The sequence below is a fragment of the Sciscionella sediminilitoris genome, from assembly GCF_000737195.2.
Taxonomy (GTDB): Bacteria; Actinomycetota; Actinomycetes; order Mycobacteriales; family Pseudonocardiaceae; genus Sciscionella; species Sciscionella sediminilitoris.
In genome coordinates this window covers 57,592-81,841 of record NZ_JALM01000035.1, presented here as the reverse complement: position 1 = coordinate 81,841, position 24,250 = coordinate 57,592, and the positions used below count along the sequence as shown (strand labels likewise).

Annotated in this window: 27 protein-coding genes; 8 read left to right on the top strand and 19 right to left on the bottom strand. The window is 70.5% G+C overall.

Annotation, left to right across the window (positions count from 1 at the left end; translation table 11 throughout):
* Window position 1: 1 nt before the first annotated feature.
* On the bottom strand, window positions 2–754 hold the full coding sequence (gene thyX, locus AD72_RS16190; protein WP_031467352.1) for an FAD-dependent thymidylate synthase: 753 nt from the start codon (window positions 752–754) through the stop codon (window positions 2–4).
* A gap of 146 nt (window positions 755–900) precedes the next feature.
* On the opposite strand from thyX, the gene AD72_RS16185 reads away from it, so the two are divergent.
* Together AD72_RS16185 and AD72_RS16180 are read left to right on the top strand one after the other, a co-directional pair.
* Complete coding sequence (locus AD72_RS16185; RefSeq protein WP_031467351.1) at window positions 901–1,395, top strand: toxin-antitoxin system HicB family antitoxin; 495 nt, start codon at window positions 901–903, stop codon at window positions 1,393–1,395.
* Window positions 1,392–2,375, top strand: coding sequence for a DUF4097 family beta strand repeat-containing protein (locus AD72_RS16180; protein WP_231644860.1), 984 nt, complete (start codon window positions 1,392–1,394; stop codon window positions 2,373–2,375). Before AD72_RS16185 ends, AD72_RS16180 begins: the two co-directional genes overlap by 4 nt.
* Before the next feature lie 41 nt (window positions 2,376–2,416).
* On the opposite strand, the gene AD72_RS16175 is transcribed toward AD72_RS16180, so the two are convergent.
* On the bottom strand, window positions 2,417–3,631 hold the full coding sequence (locus tag AD72_RS16175; RefSeq protein ID WP_031467349.1) for a winged helix-turn-helix domain-containing protein: 1,215 nt from the start codon (window positions 3,629–3,631) through the stop codon (window positions 2,417–2,419).
* Window positions 3,632–3,680: 49 nt separating this feature from the next.
* Here AD72_RS16175 and AD72_RS16170 point away from each other — a divergent pair, with 49 nt between their 5' ends.
* On the top strand, window positions 3,681–4,235 hold the full coding sequence (locus AD72_RS16170; protein ID WP_031467348.1) for a GNAT family N-acetyltransferase: 555 nt from the start codon (window positions 3,681–3,683) through the stop codon (window positions 4,233–4,235).
* 114 nt (window positions 4,236–4,349) lie between these two features.
* Complete coding sequence (locus AD72_RS16165) at window positions 4,350–4,886, top strand: hypothetical protein (protein ID WP_343123717.1); 537 nt, start codon at window positions 4,350–4,352, stop codon at window positions 4,884–4,886.
* Here AD72_RS16165 and AD72_RS16160 read toward each other — a convergent pair whose 3' ends face one another.
* The 8 genes from AD72_RS16160 to AD72_RS16125 all read right to left on the bottom strand — a co-directional run bounded on the left by AD72_RS16160 (window position 4,887) and on the right by AD72_RS16125 (window position 12,351).
* On the bottom strand, window positions 4,887–5,324 hold the full coding sequence (locus AD72_RS16160) for a hypothetical protein (protein ID WP_031467346.1): 438 nt from the start codon (window positions 5,322–5,324) through the stop codon (window positions 4,887–4,889). It lies immediately after the preceding gene.
* Window positions 5,321–6,088: a 4-hydroxy-tetrahydrodipicolinate reductase gene (gene dapB, locus AD72_RS16155; RefSeq protein WP_031467345.1), complete on the bottom strand. Its 768-nt coding sequence runs from the start codon at window positions 6,086–6,088 to the stop codon at window positions 5,321–5,323. Before dapB ends, AD72_RS16160 begins: the two co-directional genes overlap by 4 nt.
* Entirely contained in the window at window positions 6,085–7,449 is a 1,365-nt protein-coding gene (locus AD72_RS16150) for a M16 family metallopeptidase (RefSeq protein ID WP_031467344.1), read from the bottom strand. Before AD72_RS16150 ends, dapB begins: the two co-directional genes overlap by 4 nt.
* Before the next feature lie 9 nt (window positions 7,450–7,458).
* Window positions 7,459–9,738, bottom strand: coding sequence for a polyribonucleotide nucleotidyltransferase (locus AD72_RS16145; protein WP_031467343.1), 2,280 nt, complete (start codon window positions 9,736–9,738; stop codon window positions 7,459–7,461).
* Between the two features lie 224 nt (window positions 9,739–9,962).
* Window positions 9,963–10,232: a 30S ribosomal protein S15 gene (gene rpsO / locus AD72_RS16140; RefSeq protein WP_020498397.1), complete on the bottom strand. Its 270-nt coding sequence runs from the start codon at window positions 10,230–10,232 to the stop codon at window positions 9,963–9,965.
* 118 nt (window positions 10,233–10,350) lie between these two features.
* Entirely contained in the window at window positions 10,351–10,806 is a 456-nt protein-coding gene (locus tag AD72_RS16135; RefSeq protein WP_051898674.1) for a 2'-5' RNA ligase family protein, read from the bottom strand.
* 4 nt (window positions 10,807–10,810) lie between these two features.
* Window positions 10,811–11,317: a helix-turn-helix domain-containing protein gene (locus AD72_RS16130; RefSeq protein ID WP_031467341.1), complete on the bottom strand. Its 507-nt coding sequence runs from the start codon at window positions 11,315–11,317 to the stop codon at window positions 10,811–10,813.
* A gap of 71 nt (window positions 11,318–11,388) precedes the next feature.
* Window positions 11,389–12,351, bottom strand: a complete 963-nt coding sequence (locus AD72_RS16125) for a bifunctional riboflavin kinase/FAD synthetase (protein WP_031467340.1) — start codon at window positions 12,349–12,351, stop codon at window positions 11,389–11,391.
* Window positions 12,352–12,579: 228 nt separating this feature from the next.
* Here AD72_RS16125 and AD72_RS16120 point away from each other — a divergent pair, with 228 nt between their 5' ends.
* Window positions 12,580–13,263, top strand: coding sequence for a thermonuclease family protein (locus tag AD72_RS16120; RefSeq protein ID WP_055731203.1), 684 nt, complete (start codon window positions 12,580–12,582; stop codon window positions 13,261–13,263).
* A 22-nt stretch (window positions 13,264–13,285) separates the two neighbouring features.
* Here AD72_RS16120 and truB read toward each other — a convergent pair whose 3' ends face one another.
* Both truB and AD72_RS16110 read right to left on the bottom strand, forming a co-directional pair.
* On the bottom strand, window positions 13,286–14,176 hold the full coding sequence (gene truB / locus AD72_RS16115; RefSeq protein ID WP_051898681.1) for a tRNA pseudouridine(55) synthase TruB: 891 nt from the start codon (window positions 14,174–14,176) through the stop codon (window positions 13,286–13,288).
* Between the two features lie 14 nt (window positions 14,177–14,190).
* Entirely contained in the window at window positions 14,191–15,510 is a 1,320-nt protein-coding gene (locus AD72_RS16110; RefSeq protein ID WP_031467337.1) for an MATE family efflux transporter, read from the bottom strand.
* A gap of 132 nt (window positions 15,511–15,642) precedes the next feature.
* Between AD72_RS16110 and AD72_RS16105 the strand changes: the two genes are divergently transcribed.
* Entirely contained in the window at window positions 15,643–16,497 is an 855-nt protein-coding gene (locus AD72_RS16105) for a class I SAM-dependent methyltransferase (RefSeq protein WP_051898673.1), read from the top strand.
* Between the two features lie 52 nt (window positions 16,498–16,549).
* Here AD72_RS16105 and rbfA read toward each other — a convergent pair whose 3' ends face one another.
* The 6 genes from rbfA to rimP all read right to left on the bottom strand — a co-directional run bounded on the left by rbfA (window position 16,550) and on the right by rimP (window position 22,482).
* Window positions 16,550–16,987 (bottom strand): 30S ribosome-binding factor RbfA, encoded by a 438-nt coding sequence (gene rbfA, locus AD72_RS16100; protein ID WP_031467335.1) that lies wholly within the window; start codon window positions 16,985–16,987, stop codon window positions 16,550–16,552.
* A 22-nt stretch (window positions 16,988–17,009) separates the two neighbouring features.
* The gene (locus AD72_RS16095; protein WP_031467334.1) at window positions 17,010–17,324 is read right to left on the bottom strand and encodes a DUF503 domain-containing protein; all 315 of its coding nucleotides are present in this window, start codon (window positions 17,322–17,324) and stop codon (window positions 17,010–17,012) included.
* Window positions 17,325–17,361: 37 nt separating this feature from the next.
* Entirely contained in the window at window positions 17,362–20,307 is a 2,946-nt protein-coding gene (infB, locus tag AD72_RS16090; RefSeq protein WP_031467333.1) for a translation initiation factor IF-2, read from the bottom strand.
* 164 nt (window positions 20,308–20,471) lie between these two features.
* Window positions 20,472–20,741, bottom strand: a complete 270-nt coding sequence (locus tag AD72_RS35660; RefSeq protein ID WP_082468977.1) for a YlxR family protein — start codon at window positions 20,739–20,741, stop codon at window positions 20,472–20,474.
* Between the two features lie 80 nt (window positions 20,742–20,821).
* Window positions 20,822–21,931 (bottom strand): transcription termination factor NusA, encoded by a 1,110-nt coding sequence (gene nusA, locus AD72_RS16085; protein WP_037346068.1) that lies wholly within the window; start codon window positions 21,929–21,931, stop codon window positions 20,822–20,824.
* Window positions 21,928–22,482, bottom strand: coding sequence for a ribosome maturation factor RimP (gene rimP, locus AD72_RS16080; protein ID WP_051898672.1), 555 nt, complete (start codon window positions 22,480–22,482; stop codon window positions 21,928–21,930). The genes nusA and rimP overlap by 4 nt, the downstream gene beginning before the upstream one ends.
* A gap of 190 nt (window positions 22,483–22,672) precedes the next feature.
* Here rimP and AD72_RS36630 point away from each other — a divergent pair, with 190 nt between their 5' ends.
* On the top strand, window positions 22,673–23,152 hold the full coding sequence (locus tag AD72_RS36630) for a hypothetical protein (RefSeq protein ID WP_031467330.1): 480 nt from the start codon (window positions 22,673–22,675) through the stop codon (window positions 23,150–23,152).
* Window positions 23,149–23,589, top strand: a complete 441-nt coding sequence (locus tag AD72_RS16070; RefSeq protein WP_031467329.1) for a ferritin-like domain-containing protein — start codon at window positions 23,149–23,151, stop codon at window positions 23,587–23,589. Before AD72_RS36630 ends, AD72_RS16070 begins: the two co-directional genes overlap by 4 nt.
* A 31-nt stretch (window positions 23,590–23,620) precedes the next feature.
* Here the strand turns inward: AD72_RS16070 and AD72_RS16065 are convergent, their stop codons facing one another.
* Window positions 23,621–24,247, bottom strand: coding sequence for a hypothetical protein (locus AD72_RS16065; protein WP_037346066.1), 627 nt, complete (start codon window positions 24,245–24,247; stop codon window positions 23,621–23,623).
* Window positions 24,248–24,250 lie beyond the last annotated feature (3 nt).

The following is a 24,250-nucleotide window of genomic DNA, read 5'->3' as shown; positions in this document are numbered from 1 at the left end:
CTCAGCCCTCGGCGACCAGTGGACTGGACGCGACCTCAGTGCCGTCGGCCAGGTTGGAGATGGTGAAGTCGGCGAACACGTTCGGCGCGGCCTTCTGCAGCTGGCGCAGGCATTCCACGGCGAGCGCGCGGATCTCCACATCGGCGTGCTCGGAGGCGCGCATCGCGATGAAATGCCGCCAGGTTCGGTAGTTCCCGGTGACCACGATGCGGGTCTCGGTCGCGTTCGGCAGCACCGCGCGGGCGGCCTGGCGCGCCTGCTTCTTGCGCAGCGTGGCCTTCGGCTCATCGGCGAACCGCTTCTCCAGGCCCTCGAGCAGATCCTGGTAGGCCGCGGTGCTCGCCTCGGCCGCGGCGAGGAACCGCTCGTGCAGTTCCGGATCCCCGGCGATCACGTCCGGCTCGACGAACGCCGCATTGCCCTCGGGGACATAGCGCTGGGACAGCTGCGAATAGGAGAAGTGCCGGTGCCGGATCAGTTCATGGGTCAGCGAACGGGAGATCCCGGTGATGTAGAGGGTCACCGAACCGTGCTCGAGCACCGAAAGGTGACCGACCTCGAGGATGTGGCCGATGTAGCCCTCGTTGGTCGCCGTCTTCGGGTTCGGCTTGCGCCAGGACTGGTAGCAGGCACGCCCGGCGAACTCCGCGAGCGCCTGTCCCCCGTCCGCGTCGGTCGACCACGGCACGTCCTCGGGCGGTGTGAACTCCGTCTTGGCGACCAGCTGAACCTTCGGCGACACCGTCTCGGCCACGGCGGCACATCCTTCCTGTCCTGACTCCCCGATCCTCGTCGAGGGTAGCCGGATGCACCGGCCATCCCGCGTTCCCCTGATCGCCGCCGCAACACTGACACCGAAACGACATTGCATGGCGTCAGATCTGATGTCATTATGACGTCATGGACTTGACACCGTATCTCTCCAGCCTTCGCCAGGACCTCGCCACCGCCGCCTCGGCGGGCGACGAGGAATCCCGCAGGCAGGCCCAGGCGCTCGCCGCCGCCATCGAACCGGCCGCCCGGCTCGCGCTGATGAACGCGCTCTCCGACATGGCCGCCGAGATCACCTCCAAACTGGCCGGGAACACCGTCGAGGTGCGATTGGACGGCCGGGATGTGAAGGTGGTCGTCACCGGCCACGAAAGCGAGGCCGAACCCGAGCCCGAACCGGGGCCACAGCCCTTCCCCTCTGCTGACGCCACCGGTGACATCAGCCGCGTCACCGTGCGCATGATGGAGGAGCTCAAGGCCAAGGCGGAGCAGGCCGCCGCCTCCCAGGGACTCTCGCTCAACTCCTTCGTCAGCCAGGCCCTGCAGGGGGCGCTGTCCGGTAACCGGGCCCGCACCCCGGGCGCGAGCTCCGGGGCGGGCATGCGCGGGTGGACGCAATGGTGAGCGGCGCCGGAGAACCGGACGGCCCCGGGGAACCCGAGCTGGACCCGACACTCGGTGATCCCGATCTCAGCGTGTATCCGCGGGAGTACACCGCCGAGGGCCCGGTCGCCGTGGACGTCGAACTGCCCGCCGGGCGGCTCGCGGTACGGGTGGCCGAACCGGGCAGCACCGAGGTGCGCGTCGAGATCCGCGAGTTCGGTTCCGGCGAATCCCCCGGAACCGGGGATCCGGCGTGGTCCTTCACCGGTTCCGAGGGCCTTTCCGGGCTGTTGAACTGGGTGGGCGAACGCATCGGCGAATACGCCGCGGGGAACCTGACCGCGGTGCACGACGCGACGATCGAGTTCGGCGCGGACCGGTTGCGGGTGCGGTCGAGCAAGCAGCTGCCGTTGCGGCTGGTCCCGCTGGACGTGTCGATCCGGGTGCCCGCGGATTCCACCCTGCGGCTGCGCAGCGGCGGCGCCTCGGTCGAGGTCAGCGGCCCGCTCGGGGGCGGGGACATCCAGACCGGTTCGGGCCGGGTCAGCCTGGAATCGGTGACCGGGCCGATGGAGCTGCAGGCCGGTACCGGCCAGGTGCACGTGGGCTCGGTGGCCGCGCGGTTGCGGGTGCGCACCGGGGCCGGTCCGGTCGCGGTCGACGGGCTGTGCGAATCCGCGGCCATCACCACCGGCGGCGGGGATGTGACCGTGGGCAGCCTGCACGGCGAGCTCATGGCGCGCACCGGGAACGGCGACATCACCATCCGCGAGGCACACTCCGGTTCGGTGGAGCTCACCGCCGGTTCGGGCGAGTTGCGCATCGGCGTGCCCTCCGGGGTGCTCGCCGAACTGGACCTGCAGGGCGCACCCGGGCGGATGCACAGCGAGCTGGACATCCAGGCGCAGCGCCCGGAGCCGGACGCGGCGGCCGAACCCGCGGGCACCGTGCGGTTGCGCGGCCGCACCGGCGGCGGGATCACCCTCAGCAAGGCGAGCTGACCAACCGGCGGAACCGCCACCAAGCCGACGACTCCGCTCCGTCAGAGCGAAGCGCGCAGTGGGCGGGCCAGATCCCCCTTCGTGCCGACGACCACCTCACCGAGTTCGAGCCAGTCCGCCATGGTGCGCAGTTCCGCGGCGAGTTCGCGGGAGACGTGCGCGCGGTCGGCCCCGTCCTCGGCGAAGGCGCCGTGCACCAGCAGCGCACCCGCGGCCCGGTCCGCCTTGAGGTCGACCCGCGCCACGAGCGCGTCGTCGAGCAGGAAGGGGAACACGTAGTAGCCGTGTACCCGTTTGTGGGCGGGCGTGTAGATCTCGATGCGGTAGTGGAAATCGAACAGCCGCTCGGTGCGTTCCCGGAACCAGATCAGCGGATCGAACGGGCACAGCAGGGCGCGCGCTCCGGTCCGGCGCGGGATCTTGCCCTCGGGCAGCTTGTACGCGGGCGCCCGCCAGCCCCGCACCTCGACCTGTTCGAGCAGCCCGTCCTCGACGAGCTCGGCCACCGCGGCCTGGCTCAGCGCGGGCGGCAGGCGGTAGTAGTCGCGCAGATCGGGTTCGGTGGCCACCCCGAGCGCCCCGGCGGCCCGCCGCACCAGGGTGCGCGCCGCCTCGTCCTCGGGGATCTCCTGATCGAGCAGGTCCTCGGGCAGCACCCGCTCGGGCAGGTCGTAGTGCCGCTGGAACCCCACCCGGGTGCCCGTGGTCAGCTCGCCGATGGCGAACAGCCATTCGCAGGCGCGCTTGACCTCCGAACGTTCCCACCAGCCGCCGCGCCTGCTCGCCTCGTCCGTGCGCAGTTCCAGCACCCGCTCCAGCTCGCCCGCCCCGACCGGGCCGAGCTCCGCCACGCACGCGCGTACCTTCTCCGCCAGTTCCGGCGCGACGGCGTGCGCGGGCCAGCGTCCGCGGTTGGCTTCGAACTGCCGCATCCGCCAGCGGAACAGCGGCCAGTCCCCGACCGGCAGCAGGCTCGCCTCGTGCGCCCAGTACTCGACGAGCAGCCGTGGCGAACGGGCGCGGTGCTGCCAGGCGGCCTCGTCGAGCAGCCGGGCCGGATAGGGACCGATCCGGGAGAACAACGGCATGTAGTGCGCGCGCACGGCCACGTTCACCGAGTCCAGTTGCAGCAGCCGGATCCGGTCCAGCACCTTGCCGAGGTGTCTGCGGTTCGGCGTCCCCGAGGGCCGGGGTTCGGTGAGTCCCGTCGCGGCGAGTGCGGCCCGGCGGGCGGCGGCAGCGGTCAACGTCGTCACGGCGGTCATGCTGCCAGCCGCCACCGACAGAACCGATAGGGTCACCGCCATGGCGGATGCAGTGGTGCGCGAGGCGACCGATGCGGACGCGCGGGCCATCGCCGGGATACAGGCGCGGACCTGGCGTTATGCCTACGCCGATCTGCTGCCCGCCGAGGCGCTCGCCGAACTCGAACCGGAGTACATCGAGGGGCGCTGGCACGAGGTGATCGCCGCGGAGACCGACACCCTCCTCGCCTTCGAGGGCACCGAACCGGTCGGCTGCTGCGTCTGTGGACCCGCCCCGCACGAGGAACTGCTCGGGGTGGGCGGTGAACTTCCCCGGGACGCCGAAACGGTGGGACTGATCGGCACCCTGCTCGTGGAGCCGCGCTGGGGGCGGCGCGGACACGGCGGACGGCTGCTGGCCACCGCGGCCGGGCGGCTGCGCGCCCGCGGTTGTACACGCGGGATCGCCTGGGTACCCGAGGCCGACCACGCCACGCTGTCCTTCTACGAACGGGCCGGATGGCGGGCCGACGGCCTGGTTCGGACCCTGGACACCGGCGGCGGTCAGGTGCGCGAGGCGCGGCTGACCGGAACCCTCGATCTGCACCTTGAGTAGGGGTTTCCCCAGGGCAATATCGGGGATCAACCCCACCGCGCCGGGCGGTCCGCGTTGGTACCGTGACAGCGGGGTCCGAACCGATAGCGGAATGGGAACAACACGATGATCGGGATGCTGTTGTTGTCGTTCGGCGTCGCGATCGGCTCGGCCCTGATTCCCGTGGTGAACGTGGAGATTTTCGTCCTCGCCGCGGCGACCGCGCAGCACGACCAGGGTCCGCCGTGGTGGGCGGTCGGCGCGGTGGTCGCGATCGGCCAGGTGCTGGGCAAGCTGCTGTACTTCTACGCGGCGCGCGGCGATATGCGGCTGCCCGCGTTCATCCACCGCAAGACCGAGGCGGCGATGGTCGCGGCGCCACGGCGGGAATGCCCGGAGGGTTCGGTGTTCCGGCGCGCCTGGCACACCGCGAAGGTGTGGTTCACCTGGATCCGGGAGAAATGCCACGAACATCCGAAGTGGATGTTCGGCACGCACACGGTCAGTTCGGTGCTCGGTCTGCCGCCGTTCTTCCTGACCACGGTGCTCGCCGGGTTCTCCGGAATGTCACTCGGCGCGTTCCTGCTGGCCAGTCTGCCGGGCCGGTTCCTTCGATTCGCGTTGCTCGCGCTGTTCCCCGGGGTGGTGTTCGGCCACCACCTGTTCGCCTGATCAGTCGGCGAGTTCCAGGGCGCGGCGCATGGTTTCCCTGGCACGGCGGCGATCCCCGGCGACGTCATAGGCGTAGGCCAGCCGGTACCACCCGCGCCAGTTCTCCGGGTCCCGCGCGGCCTCGGCCCGGATCTGTTCGAAGAACTCGTCGGCGGCTTCCCGGTCCACCCGCCCGGAGGGGCGCCGGGGCAGTTCGGAGATGTCGGGCAGGCCGTCCTCTGCTTCGAGCCGTTTGGTCAGCCGCTCCATGCGCATCCCGAAGCGCAGGTTCACCCACGCGATCCACAGTCCGACGAACGGCAGGATGAGCACCCCGATGCCGAGCAGAATGCCCGCGACCTGCCCGGTGCCGATCAACTGGAAGGCGCGCTCGGCCAGCAGGACCAGGTACACCAGTACGACGGCGGTGAGCACCACCGCCATGACTTTGGCTTTCACAGCTCGAGCAGGGGTTCGAGGCCGATGGTCAGGCCCGGCCGGTCGAGGATGGAGCGAACACCGAGCAACACACCCGGCATGAAGGAGCTGCGGTCGAGCGAGTCGTGCCGGATGGTCAGCGTCTCCCCCTCGGTGCCGAACAGCACCTCCTGGTGGGCGACGAGACCGGCCAGCCGCACCGAGTGCACCCGGACCCCGTTCAGGTCCGCACCGCGGGCCCCGTCCACCTCGCTGGTGGTGGCGTCCGGAGCGGCACCGAGGCCGGCTTCACCGCGGGCTCGCGCGATGAGTTCGGCGGTGCGCGAGGCCGTCCCGGAAGGTGCGTCCGCCTTGCGCGGGTGGTGCAGCTCGATCACTTCGGCGGACTCGTAGTACTTGGCGGCGAGCTGGGCGAAGCGCATGGACAGCACGGCCCCGATCGCGAAGTTGGGCGCGAGCAGCACCCCGACCCCGGGAGCCTCGGCGAGCCAGCCGCGCACGGTTTCGAGGCGTTCCTCGGTGAACCCGGTGGTGCCCACCACGGCGTGAATCCCTTGCGCCACGCAGAACCGCAGATTCTCCAGCACCGCGTCGGGATGGGTGAAGTCGACCGCGACCTCGGTTCCCGCCTCGGTCAGCGTGGCCGGCTCGTCCCCCGCGTCGACCGCGGCGGCGAGCACGGTGTCCGGGGCGTCCTCGACCGCCTGGCAGACCTGGGCGCCCATCCGCCCGCGCGCGCCGAGCACGCCGACCCGGATGGGGTTCTGTGACGAGCGTTGACTCATGAGACCACCTCGTGCAGCTGGCTTGGCAGTTCGTCGGCGTGAGCGTACGGGCCGACCACGGAGACGGCGACGCGGCGGCGCAGCAGTGTGGCGGCCAACTCAGCGACCTCCTCCTCGGTGACCGCCTCGATCCGGTCGAGGGTTTCGTCCACCGAGAGGTGTTCCGCGTAGTTCAGCTCGCCCTTGCCGATCCGCGACATCCGGGAGGCGGTGTCCTCGAGCCCGAGCACCAGGCCACCGCGCAGCTGGCCCTTACCCCTGGCCAGTTCGGCCGCGGAGAGCCCGTCCGCGGCCACGGTGTCGAGCACATCCCGGACCACCCCGGCGACCTCGCCGAGCCGCTCGGGCTGACATCCCGCGTACACCGCGAGATTGCCGGTGTCGGCGTAGCAGGCCGCCGAGGAGTAGACCTGGTAGACCAGCCCGCGCCGTTCCCGGACCTCCTGGAACAGCCGCGAGGACATGCCACCGCCGAGCGCCGCGTTGAGCACGGAGAGCGTGAACCGGCGCGGGTCGTGCCGGTCGATCCCGCGCACCCCGAGCATCAGGTGTGCCTGCTCGGTGTCGTCACAGCGCAGCACCATGCGCGGCGGGGTGCTGATCCGCGCCTGGCCACCGCGCGGCGGCCGGGGCGCCCGGTCCCCCTCGACCCGTTCGCCGAGTGCCTTGCGCACCAGCCGGAGCACCTCGCCGTGGCTGATGTTGCCCGCCACGGAGATGACCATCCGCTCCTGCGCGTACCGCCTGCGCCAGAATCCGCGCAGGCTGGTCCGCGACATACCCTTGATCGAGGCCTCGGTGCCGAGCACCGGCCGGGCGAGCGGATGTTCCCCGAGCGACGCGGTGCTGTAGGCCTCGTGCAGCAGGTCCTCGGGATCGTCGTCGCGCATGGCGATCTCCTCGAGCACCACACTGCGTTCGAGATCCATGTCCCGCTGCGCGAACAGCGCGTCGAAGACCACATCGCAGAGCAGGTCCACGGCCAGCGGCAGGTCCTCGTCCAGCACGTGCGCGTAGTAGCAGGTGTGCTCCTTGGCGGTGAACGCGTTCAACTCCCCGCCGACCGCGTCCATCTCCTCGGCGATCTGCACCGCGCTGCGCTTGGCCGTGCCCTTGAACAGCAGGTGTTCCAGGTAGTGCGCGGCTCCCGCGACCGAGGGACTCTCATCGCGCGAGCCGACGCCGACCCAGATACCGACCGAGGCGGAGCGCACCGAGTCGACGGCCTCGGTGATCACCCGGAGGCCGCCGGGAAGCACGGTGCGCTTGATCCTCGGATTGCGGTCGGCGTCCCGCTCGACGACGACAGTGCTGCCCGGCCGCTGCCGGTGTCCCGGCAGCGGCGTGCGTGTCTTGCCCATTCGTGTGGCTCAGTCGGCAGCCGGTGCCGCGGCCTCGGTGCTCTCCTCGGCAGCGGCCTCGGTGTTCTCCGCGGGAGCGTCCGCCGCAGCGGCCGCGTCGGCTGTGTCCTCCTCGCGCACCGGAACCAGGCTGATCTTGCCGCGCTGGTCGATGTCCGCGATCTCCACACGCAGCTTGTCGCCGACCTTGACCACGTCCTCGACCTTGCCGATGCGCTTTCCGTTGCCCAGCTTGGAAATGTGCACCAGGCCGTCCTTGCCGGGCAGCAGCGAGACGAACGCGCCGAACGCCGCGGTCTTGACCACGGTCCCGAGGAACCGCTCGCCGACCTTGGGCAGCTGCGGGTTCGCGATCGCGTTGATCTTGTCGATCGCCGCCTGCGCGGACGGGCCGTCCCCGGCACCCACGTAGATGGTGCCGTCGTCCTCGATGGAGATGTCCGCGCCGGTGTCCTCGGTGATCGAGTTGATCATCTTGCCCTTCGGCCCGATGACCTCGCCGATCTTGTCGACCGGGACCTTCACGCTGGTGACCCGCGGCGCGTACGGGGACATCTCGTCCGGTCCGCCGATCGCCTCGCTGATCACCTCGAGGATCGCCAGGCGCGCGTCCCGGGCCTGGTTGAGCGCCTTGGCGAGCACGTCGGAGGGGATGCCGTCGAGCTTGGTGTCCAGCTGCAGCGCGGTGACGAACTCGGAGGTGCCCGCGACCTTGAAGTCCATGTCACCGAAGGCGTCCTCGGCGCCGAGGATGTCGGTCAGCGCGACGTACTCGGTCTTGCCGTCCACCTCGTCGGAGACCAGGCCCATGGCGATACCCGCGACCGGTGCCTTCAGCGGCACACCGGCGTTGAGCAGGCCCATGGTGGAGGCGCACACCGACCCCATGGAGGTGGAGCCGTTGGACCCGAGGGCCTCGGAGACCTGCCGGATCGCGTACGGGAACTCGTCGCGCTTGGGCAGCACCGGCACGATCGCGCGCTCGGCGAGCATGCCGTGCCCGATCTCGCGGCGCTTCGGGGTTCCGACGCGGCCGGCTTCACCGGTCGAGTACGGCGGCATGTTGTAGTGGTGCATGTAGCGCTTGGTGGTCTCCGGGGAGAGCGAGTCGATGGACTGCTCCATGCGCAGCATGTTCAGCGTGGTGACACCCAGGATCTGGGTCTCGCCGCGCTCGAAGACCGCGGAGCCGTGCGCCCGCGGGATCACGGCGACCTCGGCGGCGAGCTGGCGGATGTCGGTCACCCCACGCCCGTCGATGCGCACCTGGTCGCGCAGGATCCGCTGCCGGACCACCTTCTTGTTCAGCGCCTTGAACGCGCCGCCGATCTCGCCGACCCGCTCGGCGAACCGCTCCTCCAGCTGTTCGAGAACCCTCGCCTTGACCTCGTCGGTCTTGGCGTCCCGCTCGGCCTTGTCGCCGACGGTCATCGCCGCGGTGAGGTCGTCGGTGGCGACCTCGGCCACCGCGTCGTAGACATCCTGCTGGTAGGCCGGGAACAGCGGGTACTCCTCGACCTCCTTGCCCGCGGCCTTGGCCAGTTCGGCCTGCGCCTGGCAGAGCGCGCGGATGAACGGCTTCGAGGCTTCGAGGCCCTCGGCGACGACCTGCTCGGTCGGCGCCTGCGCGCCGCCGGAGACCAGGTCGAGCGCCTGCTCGGTGGCCTCGGCCTCGACCATCATCACCGCGACCTCGCCGGACTCGGTGACCCGGCCGGCGACGACCATGTTGAACACGGCCTGCTCGAGCTGCTCATAGGTCGGGAAGGCCACCCACTGGTTGTCGACCAGGGCGACCCGCACCCCGCCGACCGGCCCGGAGAAGGGCAGCCCGGAGATCTGGGTGGACGCGGAGGCGGCGTTGATCGCGACCACGTCGTAGGCGTCCGCCGGGTTGATGCTCATCACCGTGATGACCACCTGCACCTCGTTGCGCAGGCCGTCGGCGAAGGTCGGGCGCAGCGGCCGGTCGATGAGCCGGCAGGCGAGGATCGCGTCGGTGGAGGGGCGGCCCTCCCGGCGGAAGAACGCGCCGGGGATCCGGCCCGCGGCGTACATCCGCTCCTCGACGTCCACGGTGAGCGGGAAGAAGTCGAAGTGTTCCTTCGGCTGCTTGGAGGTGCTGGTCGCGGAGAGCAGCATGGTCTCGTCATCCAGGTAGGCGACGACGCTGCCCGCGGCGAGCTTGGCCAGCCGCCCGGTCTCGAAGCGCACCGTGCGCTTGCCGAAACGGCCGTTGTCGATGACCGCGGTGGTCTCGTGCACCGCGCCCTCACCGAACTGTGTCATGAACTTGTCTCCTCATCCGTATCTCGCGCGATCGGCGCAGCGCCGCTCGAATGAGGCCGGCCATCGATCGAAGTTCTCGGGAACCCATGGCCCGGGAACCACTACCGAGGACCGGGCGGCTCGTCGCCTGCTCGCGCGGTTTGTTCCTGGGACACGTCCTGCGACGCGCCCGCATATATGAAAACGGGGAAGCGGCTCGCGCGCCACTTCCCCGCCTCATGCTGTTACCGGCGCAATCCCAGTCGCCCGATCAGCGAACGGTAGCGCTCGATGTCCACACTGGACACGTAGTTGAGCAGACGGCGGCGACGGCCGACCATCAGCAGCAACCCGCGACGCGAGTGGTGGTCGTGCTTGTGTTGTTTCAAGTGCTCGGTCAACCCGGTGATCCGCTTGGTCAGCAGCGCGACCTGCGCCTCAGGGGAACCCGTGTCGGTCCCGTGCAGACCGTATTCGGTCAGGATGTCCTTCTTTTCCTGCGTGGACAGGGCCACTGATACAACTCCTCTTGCTTCGTGCCGCGTTCTGTTCGATACCGGTACCCAGCCGCCGCGGACCGCAGCCGTACCGAGGTGTCGACACACCGTCTGTCAGGGTAGCAGGGGCACACGGTCACTTCGCGCACAGGGGGAAGCGGTCCAGCACGGTGTACTGCCCGCCCTCGCTGGCCACCAGCGCGGCCTCGCGGGCGGTGAACCAGGGACCGGAGTACCCGGCGAGCGGGTCGCCCCGCATCGCCCTGGACAAGGTCAGGTGCGGATGGAACCGCCGCCCCGCGCCGCAGGCCAGGGCCAGTTCGCGCAGCACACCGGGTTCGGCCTCGTCCACCGCGGCGAAGTACACCGCGCCGAACCGCCCGGAACCGGCCAGCCGCAGCCGGGGCGCGGGCCTTCCGGCCAGCCCGGTGCGGAGCCGTTCCGCCCTGGGACCCGGTTCCTCCTCGCCGTGGAAGCACAGCGTGATGTGCCAGCGCGGCCGCGGCGTGACCGGTTCCGGGAGGCCGTGCAGCGCGTGTTCGAGATGCCGGGCCGCCGCCTCGTCCGGGAACACCGCGCTGAACAGCCGCATCCGGTCAGTCCTGGTCGAGTTCCGCTCCGGCCGCGCGCAGCAGCAACCGGGACAGGCCGGTGTGGGTGCCGTCCAGCCGGGCGGCCGCCTCGGTGAGCTCGGTGCTGCTCGCGACCGCGCGCAGCACGGCGAAGGCGACCTGTTCCTCCCCGCCGCCTTCGACGCCGCCACCTTCCACCGAGATCGCGTCCGTGGTCACCGCGGGCCGGGAATCGCGCACCTCGTCGAGGGCCTGGCGCTGCGCGGCCCGCTCCCCCGCGGCGACCGCGGGACGGGACACGGCGCGCTCGAGCATGATCAGCCTGGCGAGCACCGCGGGGTTGCCGATCTTGGCCCGTCGCCCGCTCATCACCTGGGAGAGCATCGGCGGGGAGATGCCGAGCACCTCGGCCAGCTGTGCCTGCGAGATGTCGAACACGACGACGAGCCTGCGTACCCGGTCCCCGAGCGGTTCGCCGTACCACTCGCGCTGCAGTGCGATGTTGCGTGCGACCGTCTGGCTCTCGTCCATTCCTGCACCACCCCTCCTCGCTCCTCGGCCCCGCCCGGACGTGCTCCCGCGGCCGGCCCCGCCCCCGTGGCTCAGCCGTTCGCGGCGTCGTCCGCGAGGATCTCCGCGGTGCGCCTCGTGTCCTCGTGCATCGTCTCGATCAGGGCCTCCGGGGAGTCGAAGCGCTCCATATCGCGTACCCGGGCCACGAAGTCCAGGTGCACCCGCTGCCCGTACAGGTCCTCGTTTCCGTCCAGCAGGAACGCCTCCACCCGCCGTTCCTTCCCGGAGAACGTCGGGTTCGTGCCGACCGAGACCGCGGCCCGCTCCCGTTCGGTGCTTCCCGCCCGGCCGAACCAGCACGCGTAGATCCCGTCCGCGGGCACCGCGGCGAACCGCGGAAGGGAGAAGTTCGCCGTGGGGAAGCCGAGTTCGCGCCCCCGGCCGTCGCCGCGCACCACGATCCCGTCCAGCCGGTGCGGCCTGCCGAGCGCGGCGGCCGCGGCGGCGATGTCCCCGGCATCGATGCACGAGCGGATGTAGGTCGAGGAGAAGGTGACCCCGGCGTCCCCGTTCGGCCGGGAGGCGAGCAGTTCCGCCGCCTCGACCGAGAAACCGAACTTCCCGCCGAGCTCGCGCAGCGTGTCCACGGTCCCGGTCGCCTTGTGCCCGAAGGTGAAGTTGGCCCCGACCACCACGGCCGCCGCGTGCAGCTTGTCCACCAGCAGCTCGTGCACGAAGACCTCCGGCGAGAGGTGCTGCAGCTCCGGGGTGAACGGAAGCACGCAGAACACGTCGATGCCCAGCTGCTCGACCAGTTCCGCCTTGCGCCGCAGGGTGGTCAGCTGCGCCGGATGACTCCCCGGGCGCACCACCTCGGAGGGATGCGGGTCGAAGGTGAGCACCACGCTCGGCAGTCCGCGCTCGGCGGCGAGCTCACGCGCACGCCGCAACAGCGACTGATGCCCGAGGTGCACCCCGTCGAACACACCGATCGTGAGCACGCACCGTCCCCAACCGCCTGGCAGATTCTCGAGTCCACGCCAACGCCTCACAACGGCAGAGCTTACGCGAAGCCACGATCGGGGCGATCAGCCCAGCGGACGGCGCGCGCGCATGCCGGGTGATTCGGCGTCGAAACACGTAACGTAATCAGACTATGGAGCGAAAGCGGGACATCATTCACCGTCCTCCGGACCCTGGAACCCTGTGAGGCCACGTTGTCCATGGCACGAAGACACCGTCTCCCCCGCTCCCTCCTCGCCGCCGGTTCACTACTCACCGTGTCCTTGGCGGCCTGTGGTGGCCCGATCCAGCAGGCCGCCGCGCCGTCCTCGAGCAGCGCACCGTCCAGCCCGGCGCCCAGCACGCACACGATCACCGCCGTCCCGAGCGGCGACACCGTGGTGCTCGACGGTGCTCAGCAGATCCGCCTGTTCGGGATCGTGGCCCCGGAGTTCACCACCCCGTGCGGGCCGGAGGCGCAGGGCTTTCTCGACCGGTACCGGGGAACCCGGGTGAGGCCCGATCCCGGCGAGGGAACCCCCGATCAGTCCGGCGCCGTACTGGCGAACCTGATCACCGAGGACGGCCGCGACCTCGGACTCGAACTCGCCCGCAACGGCTGGGCCACCTTCGACGGCGCGGGCGGCGCGGCGAGCCGTGCGGCGGCGGTGAACGACGCGGTCCGCGCAGCCAAGGCGGCCGCCCTCGGCCAGTGGTCGCCGACCGGCTGCGCCGCCCGGACCACCACCGAGGCACCGGTCGCCACCGTGGAACCGCCACCGGCCGAGGAACCCGAACCGGAGACCACGGTCGAGGAACCCGATACCTATGTGCCGGACACCCCCGACATCCCGGAGCCGCGCACGCCGAAGAAACACCACACCGGCAACACCGGGCATCCCTGCCTTCCCGGCGAACGGGATGGTGACGGGGACGGCTACTGCGGGGAGGGCAAGCACTGATTTCCCGGCCGGGACCAGGTTTTCAGGCCGGATCCAGCACCACCGCGGTCTTGCAGTGCGGCCCCGCGTCCTTCGCGATGGCGATCGCGTGCGCGTGCTCGTCGAGTACCCCGTAGGTGCCCGCGATGCCCGCCGCCGGGGTGCGCTGGCCGTACCGGATGGCGCGCGCGGTGGTCTCGTCGACCCGGTGCGCCGGGAAGGCGTGCGCCACCGCGGCGTCGAGATCCAGGGAAAGCGCGAGTTCCTCGAGCGGCCTGGCGTGTTGGAGGGTGAACGGCCCGACCACGGTGCGGCGCAGGGCGTTCAGATGCCCGCCGACCCCGAGCGCCGCGCCCAGATCCCGGGCGAGCGCGCGCACATAGGTCCCCGAGGAGACGTCCACGGATACGGTGCACTCCACTCGGGTCCCGTTGCGCGCGAAGGATTCCAGGCTGAATCGGGACACCGTCACGGTGCGCGCGGCGAGCTCCACCTGTTCGCCCTCGCGCACCCGCGCGTAGGCCCGTTTGCCGTCCACTTTGACCGCGCTCACCGCGCTGGGCACCTGCTGGATGGTCCCGGTCAGTTCCGCGATCGCGGCGCGCACCGCGTCCTCGGTGACCGCGGAGGCGTCCGTCTCGGTGCGGATCTCCCCCTCGGCGTCATCGGTGACCGTGCCGGCCCCGAGCACCATGCTCGCGGTGTAGGACTTCGCGTCCAGGGCGAGGTGGCCGAGCAGTTTGGTGGCCCGGCCGATACCGAGCACCAGCACCCCGGTCGCCATCGGATCGAGGGTCCCGGCATGCCCGACCGCGCGGGTACCGAACACCTTCCGCGCCCGCGAAACCACGTCGTGCGAGGTCATCCCGGACGGCTTGTCCACGACGGCGAGTCCCGCCTGCTGCTTGACATCCACGAGGGCGCATTCTCCCATCCGGCCGGGCGCCATCATGCGGGCGCGCCGACCACCGCCCATTTCCCGGACCGCGCGCGCAACGTCACCGCGAGCATGCGCAGCACCATGAACAGGGTGAGCCCGGTCCAGATCCCGGCCAGCCCCCAGCCGAGCGCCAGGGAGATCCAGATCAGCGGGAGATAGCCGAGCACCGCGCAGGCCAGGGTCGCGGTGCGCAGGAAGGCCGCGTCCCCGGCGCCGAGCAGCACCCCGTCGAGCGCGAACACGATTCCCGCGATCGGTTGCAGCGCAACGAAAAACCACCAGGCCGAGGGGATCGCACCGAGCACCCCGGCGTCCGAGGTGAACGCGAGCGGGAGGACCTGACTCGCGGCGGCGAACACGATACCGAGCAGGATCCCGAACAGCGTGGAGTACTTCGTCACCCGCCAGCCGACCGCGCGCGCCCCCTCCGCACGGCCCGCGCCGAGTTCCGCACCGACCAGTGACTGTGCCGCTATGGCAAGGGAATCGAGCACGAGCGAGAGGAAAGTCCAGAGCTGCCAGACGATCTGGTGCGCACCGACCGCCTCGGTCGAGGTGCGCGCGGCCACCGCGGTCGCGGAAAGGAAACAGGCCTGGAATCCGGCGCTGCGCAGCACGAGATCGCGACCCATGCGCAGCTGCTCGCGGATGACCGCGCGCACCGGGCGCAGCGCGACCCGTTCGGCGAGCAGGGCCCGCAGGAACAGCGCCGCCCCGGTGTACTGGCCGAGCACGTTCGCCAGCGCGGAACCGCTCAGTCCGAGCCCGGCCGGATAGACCAGCAGCACGCAGCCGACCGCGGAGAGCACGTTGCCGATCAGCACATAGCGCAGCGGCCGCATGGTGTCCTGCACTCCGCGCATCCAGCCGTTTCCGGCCATGGTGAACAGGATCGCGGGTGCGCCGAGCACCGCGATCCGCAACCAGTCCGCCGCCTCCCCCGCGACCCGTTCGCTGCCGGAGAGCCCGAGCGCGATCGGTTCGGCGAGCAGTTCCCCGAGCACGAGCACGAGCAGCCCGACGATCAGGGCGAGCCAGCTCGCCTGTACCCCTTCACCGACGGCATCGGAGCGGCGGCCCGCACCGAACAGCCGCGCGGTGCGCGAGGTGGTTCCGTAGGACAGGAAGGTCAGCTGGGTGGTGAGCACCGAGAGCAGCGTCCCGCCGAGCGCGAGCCCGGCGAGCGGCAGCGCCCCGAGATGGCCCACGACGGCGGTGTCGATGAGCACGTACACGGGTTCGGCGGCGAGCACCCCCAGCGCGGGAACCGCGAGCCCGAACACCCTGCGGGCGGACACGGGCGCGGAAGACGAGGCAGTCTCGGACACAGCGGCCGACTTTACCGGTGCGCTCTCCTGTGAGTGATCTCGCACGGCAGCCGCTTGCCGGGTCCGATACCCAAGAGTAACTTCTGGTACCGCCCGCGTGGATGTGACTACCCAACGTTAGAAGGTGCCACCGTGACCGGTGTCGATCAGAGCACGTTCATCGATGTCTTCTCCGCGAACGCCGGGACGTACGACACCGGGGTCGAGTTCTTCAAACCGCTGGCGGCCAAGCTGATCGAGCACGCCGGGGTGCGCCCCGGGCAGCGGGTACTCGACGTGGGCTGCGGCCGGGGTGCGGTGCTCTTCCCGGTCGCCGAGCGGGTCGGCACCTCGGGTTCGGTGATCGGCATCGATCTCGCCGAGGGCATGGTCGAGGCCACTGCGAAGGAAGCGCACGAACGCGGGTTCGGGAATGTCACGGTGAACCGGATGGACGGCTCGGATCCCGATTATCCCGCGGGAAGCTTCGATCAGATCCTCGGCAGCATGAGCATCATCTTCATCCCGGAACTCGCCGACGCGTTCGGCCGCTACCACGCGCTGCTGCGCGACGGCGGCACGCTCGCGTTCACCGCCCCGGGCTTCGGGAGTTCCCCGCTGGACTGGCGCATCGGCCCGTTCGACATGCAGACCATGATCGACGAGGCCATGCCCGAGCGCCGTACGGAACTGCGGGCCAGGCTCGACGAGGCCATCACCGCGTTCCCCTCACTGCATCCGGATCACCTGCTCGGCGATCTGCGCACCGCCGGGTTCACCGATCCGCTCGCGCGCACCGATTCCATCACCGTCACCGCGGGATCCGGGAAGTCCTTTGTGGACTGGACGTTCAGTCACGGCATGCGGACGTTCTGGGACATGATCCCGGACGAGAAGCGGCGCGCCGAGTACGCCGCCGAACTGGCCGCGCGGATCGACGCCGAGCGCGGGGACGCCGACTCGATCAGCTACGAGGTGCAGACCCGGGTGTTCCTCGCGACGAAGTGACACGAAAGGCGCCCACCTCCGGTTTCCCGGCGGCGGGCGTCCTCGGTCCGAGCTATTCCTCGTCGTTGCGGCGATAGGGATCCGGATCGCCCGCCGGTTGCGCGGTACCCGCGAGGCGCGCGACCTCCGCGTCCGCCTCGTGTGCCTTGGCCAGCAGCTCCTCGATGCGCGCGGCCCCTTCGCCGACGGTGTCCTGCACGAAGGTCAGGGTCGGTGTGAACCGCACCCCGGTGCCCGCGCCGACCTTGGTGCGCAGCACGCCCTTCGCCGATTCGAGCGCGGCCGCGGCGGACACGTTGTCCGGCCGGGAACCGAGATCCTCGGGCATCACCGTGTAGTAGACCGTCGCGTCCCGCAGATCGGCGGTGACCTTGGCATCGGTGATCGTCACCCTGGCCAGCCGGGGATCCTTCACCTCGTGCTCGAGCGCGGAGGCCACGATCTGGCTGATCCGCTTGGCGAGCTTGCGAGCGCGTGCCGGATCGGCCATCGCGCTCCCCTCCTTCACATCGTCACGGTGTTCCTGCGGGCGCCTCGTCCTCCGGTCCGAGGACGCGCACCCTGGTACTGAGCAGCTCCAGTTCCGGTCGCCCCGCAACCAGCCGCTCACAGGCTTCGAGTACTTCCCGCAGATGGGTGTGGTCGCCGGAGACCGAGGCGACGCCGAGCAGCGCACGCCGATGCAGATCCTGATGACCCGCTTCGGCCACGCTGACCTCGAACCGCCGCCGCAGCTCGGCGAGTACGGGGCGCACGAGTGCGCGCTTCTGCTTCAGCGATCGCACATCGCCGAGCAGCACGTCGCACTCGAGCGCACCGACATACATGCCTACACCCACATTCGCCGGGTTCGACGCGTGCGCGTCAGCTCCTCGGCTTCTCGCGCAGCTCGTAGGTTTCGATGACGTCCCCGAGCTTGAGGTCCTGGTTCGGATGCAGCGTCATACCGCACTCGAACCCGTCCTTGACCTCGGTCGCATCGTCCTTGTACCGCTTGAGCGAGCTGATCGACAGGTTGTCCTTCGCCACCACGTTCTCGCGCAGTACCCGCGCCTTCGCGTTGCGGCGGATGAACCCGGAGGTGACCAGACATCCGGCGATCAGGCCGATCTTCGAGGAGCGGAACAGCTCGCGCACCTCGGCGCGGCCGAGCTCGACCTCCTCGTACTCCGGCTTGAGCATGCCCTTCAGGGCCGCCTCGATCTCCTCGATGGCCTGGTAGATCACCGAGTAGTACCGGATGTCGATGCCCTCGCGCGCGGCGAGCTCGGTCGCCTTGCGCTCGGCCCGCACGTTGAACCCGAGGATGATGACGTTGTCCGCGGTCGCGAGGTTCACATCGCCCTCGGTGATCGCGCCGACGCCGCGGTGCAGCACGCGCAGCTCGACTTCCTCACCCATGTCGATCTTCATCAGTGCGGCCTCGAGCGCCTCGACGGTACCCGAGTTGTCACCCTTGATGATCAGGTTCAGCTGCGAGGTCTCCTTCAACGCGGAGTCGAGGTCCTCGAGGCTGACCCGCTTGCGGCGCTGGGCGAGCTCGGCGTTGCGCTCCCTGGCCCGCCGCCGGTCGGCGATCTGCCGCGCGACCCGGTCCTCGTCGGCCACGAGGAAGGAGTCACCGGCGCCCGGCACCGAGGTGAACCCGATGACCTGGACCGGCCGGGACGGCGTCGCCTCGGTGACGTCCTGGTCGTGCTCGTCCACCATCCGGCGCACGCGACCGTAGGCCTCACCGGCCACGACCGAATCACCGACGCGCAGGGTTCCGCGCTGCACGAGCACGGTCGCCACCGGACCACGGCCCCGGTCGAGGTGCGCCTCGATCGCGACGCCCTGGGCCTCCATCCGCGGGTTCGCCCGCAGATCCAGCGCCGCGTCCGCGGTGAGCAGGATCGACTCGAGCAGCCCCTCGATGTTGACGTTCTGGCGCGCCGAGATGTCCACGAACATGGTGTCCCCGCCGTACTCCTCGGGAATCACCTCGTAGTCGGCCATCTGCTGGCGGATCTTCTGCGGGTTCGCGCCTTCCTTGTCGATCTTGTTGACCGCGACCACGATCGGCAGCTTCGCCGCCTTGGCGTGGTTGATCGCCTCGACCGTCTGCGGCATGACCCCGTCGTCCGCGGCGACCACGATCACCGCGATGTCGGTGGAGTTCGCACCGCGGGCACGCATGGCGGTGAACGCCTCGTGACCGGGGGTGTCGATGAAGGTGATCAGCCGCTGGTTCCCGTCGACCTCGGCACTGACCTGGTAGGCGCCGATGTGCTGGGTGATCCCGCCCGCTTCGCCCTCGATGACGTTGGACTTGCGGATGGTGTCCAGCAGTCGCGTCTTACCGTGGTCGACGTGACCCATGACGGTCACGACCGGAGGCCGCACCTGGAGGTCCTCGTCGCTGCCCGCGTCCTGGCCATAGGTGATGTCGAAGGACTCGAGCAGTTCGCGGTCCTCCTCCTCGGGCGAGACGACCTGCACGTTGTAGTTCATCTCGGTGCCGAGCAGCTCGAGCACCTCGTCGGAGACCGACTGGGTCGCGGTGACCATTTCACCGAGGTGGAACAGCACCTGCACGAGCGAGGCCGGGTTCGCGTCGATCTTCTCCGCGAAGTCGGTCAGCGAGGCGCCACGGGCGAGCCGGACGACCTCGCCACTGCCCTTGGGCAGGCGCACGCCGCCGACCGACGGCGCCTGCATGTTCTCCATGTACTCCTGGCGCTTCTGCCGCTTCGACTTGCGCCCGCGCTTGGAGGGGCCACCGGGCCTGCCGAACGCACCGGCCGCGCTGCCGCGACCGCCACTGCGACCGCCTCGGAAACCGCCGCCGCCACCGCCGGGACCACCACCGGGGCCGCCGGGACCGCCGCCACCGGGACGGAAGCCGCCGCCACCGCCACCGGGACCACCACGGCCCGCGGGAGCTCCGGCACCGCCACGGCCACCGCCGGGGCCGCCACGGCCGCCGCCACCGCGGCCACCGCCGGGTCCACCACGGCCACCGGAGGCCGGACGCGCCGGCTTCGGCGGCATCATGCCCGGGTTGGGCCGCGGGGGCATGTTGCCCGGGCTCGGCCGCGAGCCACCGCCCTGCGCGGCGGCCGGACGTTCGCCACCGCCGCCCTGCGGGTTCGCGGGACGCTGCCCGCCACCGCGCTGGCGGTCACCGCCGCCCTGGCGCTGGGCCGGCGGTGGTTTGGGCGTCGGGGTTCCACCGCCGACACCGAAGGGGTTGTTGCCGACCCGGGGCGCGCGCGGCTTGGGAGCCTGCGGACGCGGCGGGACGACGGCGCCCTGACCACCCTGCGAACCCGGGCCGCCCTGTCCCTGCTCGGGCTTCTTGTCGGCCGGAGCGGACTGATCGCCCTGGGCGGTCGGCTCGGACTTCGCGGCGGCCGCCGGGGGCTGCTGCGGTGTCTCGGGCTTCGGGCCTGGTTTGGGACCCGGCTTCGGGCCGGGCTTGGCGGCCGCCGGATCGCTGGGTTTGGGGCCGGGTTTCGGACCCGGAACGGCCGACGGTTTCGGAGCCTCGCTCGCCGGAGCGGCGGGGGCTTCGGGGGCCGCCGGTTTCGCGGGAGCCTCGGACGGTGCGCTCGCCTGGTTGGCGGCCGCGTCCTGCTTCGGCGCGGATTTCGCGGCGGAACCGTTGCTCGCTCCCATGGAGTCGCGCAACCGCCGCGCGACGGGCGCCTCCACCGTGGAGGACGCCGACTTCACGAACTCGCCCATGTCCTTCAGGGTGGCGAGTACTTGTTTGCTGGTGACTCCGAGCTCCTTCGCGAGCTCGTGCACCCGGGCCTTGCCTGCCACTGCTCTCCTCATCTGGGGAGGCCGGGCGGCACGAGCCCGCTCGACCTCGTCCTACTGTCGTGCGTTCATGGCTTCAGCTTCACGGCTGACTCATGACGGGTCGACCTACTTTCAGTCCTTGCACGGGTACGGGCATTTCCCGCACCGCTGTCCTCGCTCCGGGTTCAATCACCCGTACCGAGGTACGCCGCGACCGGAGCCACGGCTAACCGCCTTCGCACACGCAGTGCCCGTTCGAAGGCGTTGCGCCGCTGTGCGAGGCGGAGGCACTCCCGATCCGGGTGCAACCACGCGCCCCGGCCTGGAAGCCTGCGCCGGAGGTCGACGACCAATTCGTCGTCTCCCGCCACGACACGCAACAGCGCCGAGCTCGCCGCACGCTGCCGACACCCGATACAGGTGCGAATCGGCCCGAACGACTCGGGCACTGTCATCCCCTGGCCGGTGCGATTGTCACCCAGTCGACCGCCAGGGCAGCCCGAGACAAGCTCGCGGCGCCGAGCACTACCCAAGTCTAGCCCCTGCCGGAATCCTGTGGCGAACCGGTTAACGGCTGGGCGCTCTCGGCAGGTGAAGCGGGCGGCTGGCTCAGCGTTTCCGGGGTCGGATCGTCCGGGTGCGCGAGCACCGCGTCCTGCTCGGACTCGACCGCGGCGTCCGAGCGGATGTCGATCCGCCAGCCGGTCAGCCGGGCCGCGAGCCGCGCGTTCTGGCCCTCCTTGCCGATCGCGAGGGAGAGCTGGAAGTCCGGGACGATCACCCGCGCGGTCTTGGTGCGCGGATCCAGCACCCGCACCGAGACGACCTTCGCCGGGGACAGCGCGTTGCCGACGAACGCCTCCGGGTCCTCGGAGTAGTCGATGATGTCGATCTTCTCCCCGGCCAGTTCGCTCATCACGTTGCGCACCCGTGCACCCATCGGGCCGATGCAGGCGCCCTTGGCGTTGACCCCGGCCACCGTCGAGTGCACGGCGATCTTGGAGCGGTGCCCGGCCTCGCGGGCGACCGCGGAGATGGCCACCGTGCCGTCCGCGATCTCCGGAACCTCGAGCGCGAACAACCTGCGTACGAGGTTGGGGTGAGTGCGGGACAGGGTGATCTGGGTGCCACGCATCCCGCGCGAGACACCGACCACGAAGCACTTGATCCGGCTGCCGTGGGTGTAGCGCTCACCGGGCACCTGCTCGGCGGGCGGGAGCACGCCCTCGGTCTCCCCGCCGATCCCGACCACGACCATGCCGCGCGCGTTCGCCCGCGCGTCGCGCTGCACGACCCCGGCGATGATCTCGCCCTCCTTCGCGGAGAACTCGCCGTAGGTCTTCTCGTGCTCGGCGTCGCGCAGCCGCTGCAGGATCACCTGCCGTGCGGTCGTCGCGGCGATCCGGCCGAACCCTTCCGGGGTGTCGTCGTACTCGGTGACCAGTTCGCCCTCGGTGTCGCGTTCCTCGACGAGCACCCGCACGATCCCGGTCTTGCGGTCGATGTCGATCCGCGCCCCCTGCCGGTGTCCCTCGGTGTGCCGGTACGCGGTCAGCAGCGCCGACTCGATGGCCTCGATCACCGTGTCGAAGGGGATGTCCTTGTCCCGCTCGATCGCCCGCAACGCGGCGATATCCACGTTCATTCCGACCCCTCCTGGTCCTGTAGGCCGAGCAGCTCGAGCTCGGCGGTCGGCGGTTTGCGGAACTCGACCTCGACAACGGCGCGCTGGATCTCGGTGTATCCGACGGTCCTGACCGACTTGGCGTCGAACAGCAACCGGACCTCGCGCTCGTCGGCCGCGCCGACCCGGGCCTTCGCCGAACCGCCGTCGGCGAAGGTCAGCTTCACCAGACGGGCCCGGGCGCGGCGCCAGTGCCGTGGCTTGGTCAGCGGCCGGTCAAGTCCGGGTGAAGTGACTTCCAGGGTATAGGACCCCTCGAGTACGTCCTCATGCTCGTCGAGTGCCTTGGACACCGCTCGGGAGATACTGGCGACCTCGTCCAGTTCGATCCCGCCCTCGGCGTCCACGATCGCCTTCACCTGGCGTTTCCGGCCCATCTGGGCGAGCTCGAGGTCGTCGAGTTCGTAACCGATGCCGGTGACCGCCGACTCGACGATCGGTTCGAGGCGTGCCTTCAGCTCGGCAAGCCCACCGCCTGCCTTCTGCCCCCCTGCCCCGCTCTTGCTCGACACCTGTCACCTCTCGTCGTTCCTGCGTTGTCCCACGCTGCACCGGCCGTCGCGGCACCGGCAACTTACCGGAACCCTACCGGCGAACCTCGCATATCCACGTTAGGCACTCGTCGGAAAAGGGGATGCGCTCACCTGTCCCGGTCACCTGGCAGGATTACCTCTCGTGAGGAGTGCGCGATGGGATGATTCAGTGACATCGGCGAACAGACCGGATCGCCGTACGGCGATCCGGCTCGCGGGGGCGGGTGCCGGGGTGCTCGCGGCCGGCGGGCTGCTTTCGGCATGCACGGGTGGTGATTCGACACCGGATCCGCTGATCGCGCTCGCCGATTCCGCGCATCAGGACGCGGCACTGGCCGAGGCCGTGTTCGCCGCCCACCCCGATCTGGCCGCGGCCCGCGCGATCGGCAAGGCCCGCCGGGCGCAGGAGGCGGCACTGCGCAAGGAGATCGGCCGCGCCGCCGGGACCACCACGAGCACCACCGCCTCGAACTCGCCGGGGCCCGCCGCGCCGAAGGACCGGACGGCCGCGGTCGGCGCGCTCACCTCGGCCCTGTCCAAGGCCCAGGACGCGGCCGGCGCGCTCGTCCCCACGGTGCCGACCTACCGCGCCGGACTCGTGGGCTCGGTGGCCGCGGGCTGCGCCGCGCTCCGGGAGTTGTTCACATGAGTACGCCATCCGAGGACGAGATCGACGCGCTGCAGCAGGCGCTCGCCGCCGAGCACGCCGCGGTGTGGAGCTACGGGCTGGCCTCCGCGTTCGTGGCCGCCGGTGAGCAGCAGACGGTGACCAAGGCAGCGGCGACGCACCGCGCCGAGCGGGACAGCGCGGAACGGCTCATCCGGGACGGGGGCGGGCAACCGGTCGCCCAGCAGCCCGGCTACGCCACACCGAAACCGGTCACCGACGCCGACTCGGCGATGCGGCTGCTCGCGGTCGCCGAGCGCGACTGCGCCGCGACCTGGCGCGCGGTACTGGAGCGGACCGAGGATGTGCCGCTGCGCGAGACGGCCCTGCACGCGCTGACCTACAGCGCGGTCGCGGCGACCCGGTGGCGCAAGCTCACGGGGCAGGTACCCAGCGCGGCAGCGCTTCCCGGGACGTAGCAGCGCGGCAGCGCCTCCCGGGAGGCAAACCTCAGCCCTTGGCCAGCGCGGCCTTGCTGACCTTGGTCAGGAACGCGTCGCCGTGCTGGGAGCTGTCGAAGAAACCGCTCTCCACCACGATCATCGTGTTACCGCGCACCTTCGAGGCGTAACCGCTGCCCTTGACCGTCTTCGGCCCGCCGGGCAGCCGGACGCCCGCGGTGACCAGGTCGGTGACGTTGCCGGTGCCGTCCGAGTCGGTGAGCCGCTTGAGCCCGTTCGCATCGCCGGGGCTGGCCATGGTCACCGTGGACACCGAGGAGAGCACCTTGCCGTGCTCGGTTTCGCTGGCGTAGAGCACCTGGTGCAGCGCGGTGCAGTTGTGCTCCTTGAAGTACTTCTTCGCGGTCCCGTAGGAGCGTTTACGGCAGTCGTCGCCGTCCACCGGCCCGCCGACCCGTTCGAATCGCGGTTTGTTCGCGGCCGAACTTTCCGGCGTGTTCGACTGGCCGGCCGCCTGCTCCGGTTCCTGGCCCGAGCCGTCCCGGTTGGCCAGCCACCAGACCACCCCGGAGATCACGGCGATCGCGACGAGCGCGGCCAGCTTCGCCCCGTTGCCGAACCGGCGTGTGCCCTGGACCCGCCTGATCGGACCGGTCTGCTCCTCGGATACCTGCACCCG

What these genes read in the sequence shown, in the direction of transcription:
- AD72_RS16145 (WP_031467343.1), bottom strand. Translation starts at nt 9,738, where the DNA reads ATGACACAGTTCGGTGAGGGCGCGGTGCACGAGACCACCGCGGTCATC.
- AD72_RS16130 (WP_031467341.1), bottom strand. Translation starts at nt 11,317, where the DNA reads ATGGACGAGAGCCAGACGGTCGCACGCAACATCGCACTGCAGCGCGAG.
- dapB (WP_031467345.1), bottom strand. Translation starts at nt 6,088, where the DNA reads ATGAGTCAACGCTCGTCACAGAACCCCATCCGGGTCGGCGTGCTCGGC.
- AD72_RS16185 (WP_031467351.1), top strand. Translation starts at nt 901, where the DNA reads ATGGACTTGACACCGTATCTCTCCAGCCTTCGCCAGGACCTCGCCACC.
- AD72_RS16165 (WP_343123717.1), top strand. Translation starts at nt 4,350, where the DNA reads ATGCTGTTGTTGTCGTTCGGCGTCGCGATCGGCTCGGCCCTGATTCCC.
- AD72_RS16170 (WP_031467348.1), top strand. Translation starts at nt 3,681, where the DNA reads ATGGCGGATGCAGTGGTGCGCGAGGCGACCGATGCGGACGCGCGGGCC.
- AD72_RS16095 (WP_031467334.1), bottom strand. Translation starts at nt 17,324, where the DNA reads ATGTATGTCGGTGCGCTCGAGTGCGACGTGCTGCTCGGCGATGTGCGA.
- nusA (WP_037346068.1), bottom strand. Translation starts at nt 21,931, where the DNA reads ATGAACGTGGATATCGCCGCGTTGCGGGCGATCGAGCGGGACAAGGAC.
- rbfA (WP_031467335.1), bottom strand. Translation starts at nt 16,987, where the DNA reads ATGGCCGATCCGGCACGCGCTCGCAAGCTCGCCAAGCGGATCAGCCAG.
- AD72_RS16150 (WP_031467344.1), bottom strand. Translation starts at nt 7,449, where the DNA reads ATGGGCAAGACACGCACGCCGCTGCCGGGACACCGGCAGCGGCCGGGC.
- AD72_RS35660 (WP_082468977.1), bottom strand. Translation starts at nt 20,741, where the DNA reads ATGACAGTGCCCGAGTCGTTCGGGCCGATTCGCACCTGTATCGGGTGT.
- truB (WP_051898681.1), bottom strand. Translation starts at nt 14,176, where the DNA reads ATGGGAGAATGCGCCCTCGTGGATGTCAAGCAGCAGGCGGGACTCGCC.
- AD72_RS16070 (WP_031467329.1), top strand. Translation starts at nt 23,149, where the DNA reads ATGAGTACGCCATCCGAGGACGAGATCGACGCGCTGCAGCAGGCGCTC.
- AD72_RS16135 (WP_051898674.1), bottom strand. Translation starts at nt 10,806, where the DNA reads ATGCGGCTGTTCAGCGCGGTGTTCCCGGACGAGGCGGCGGCCCGGCAT.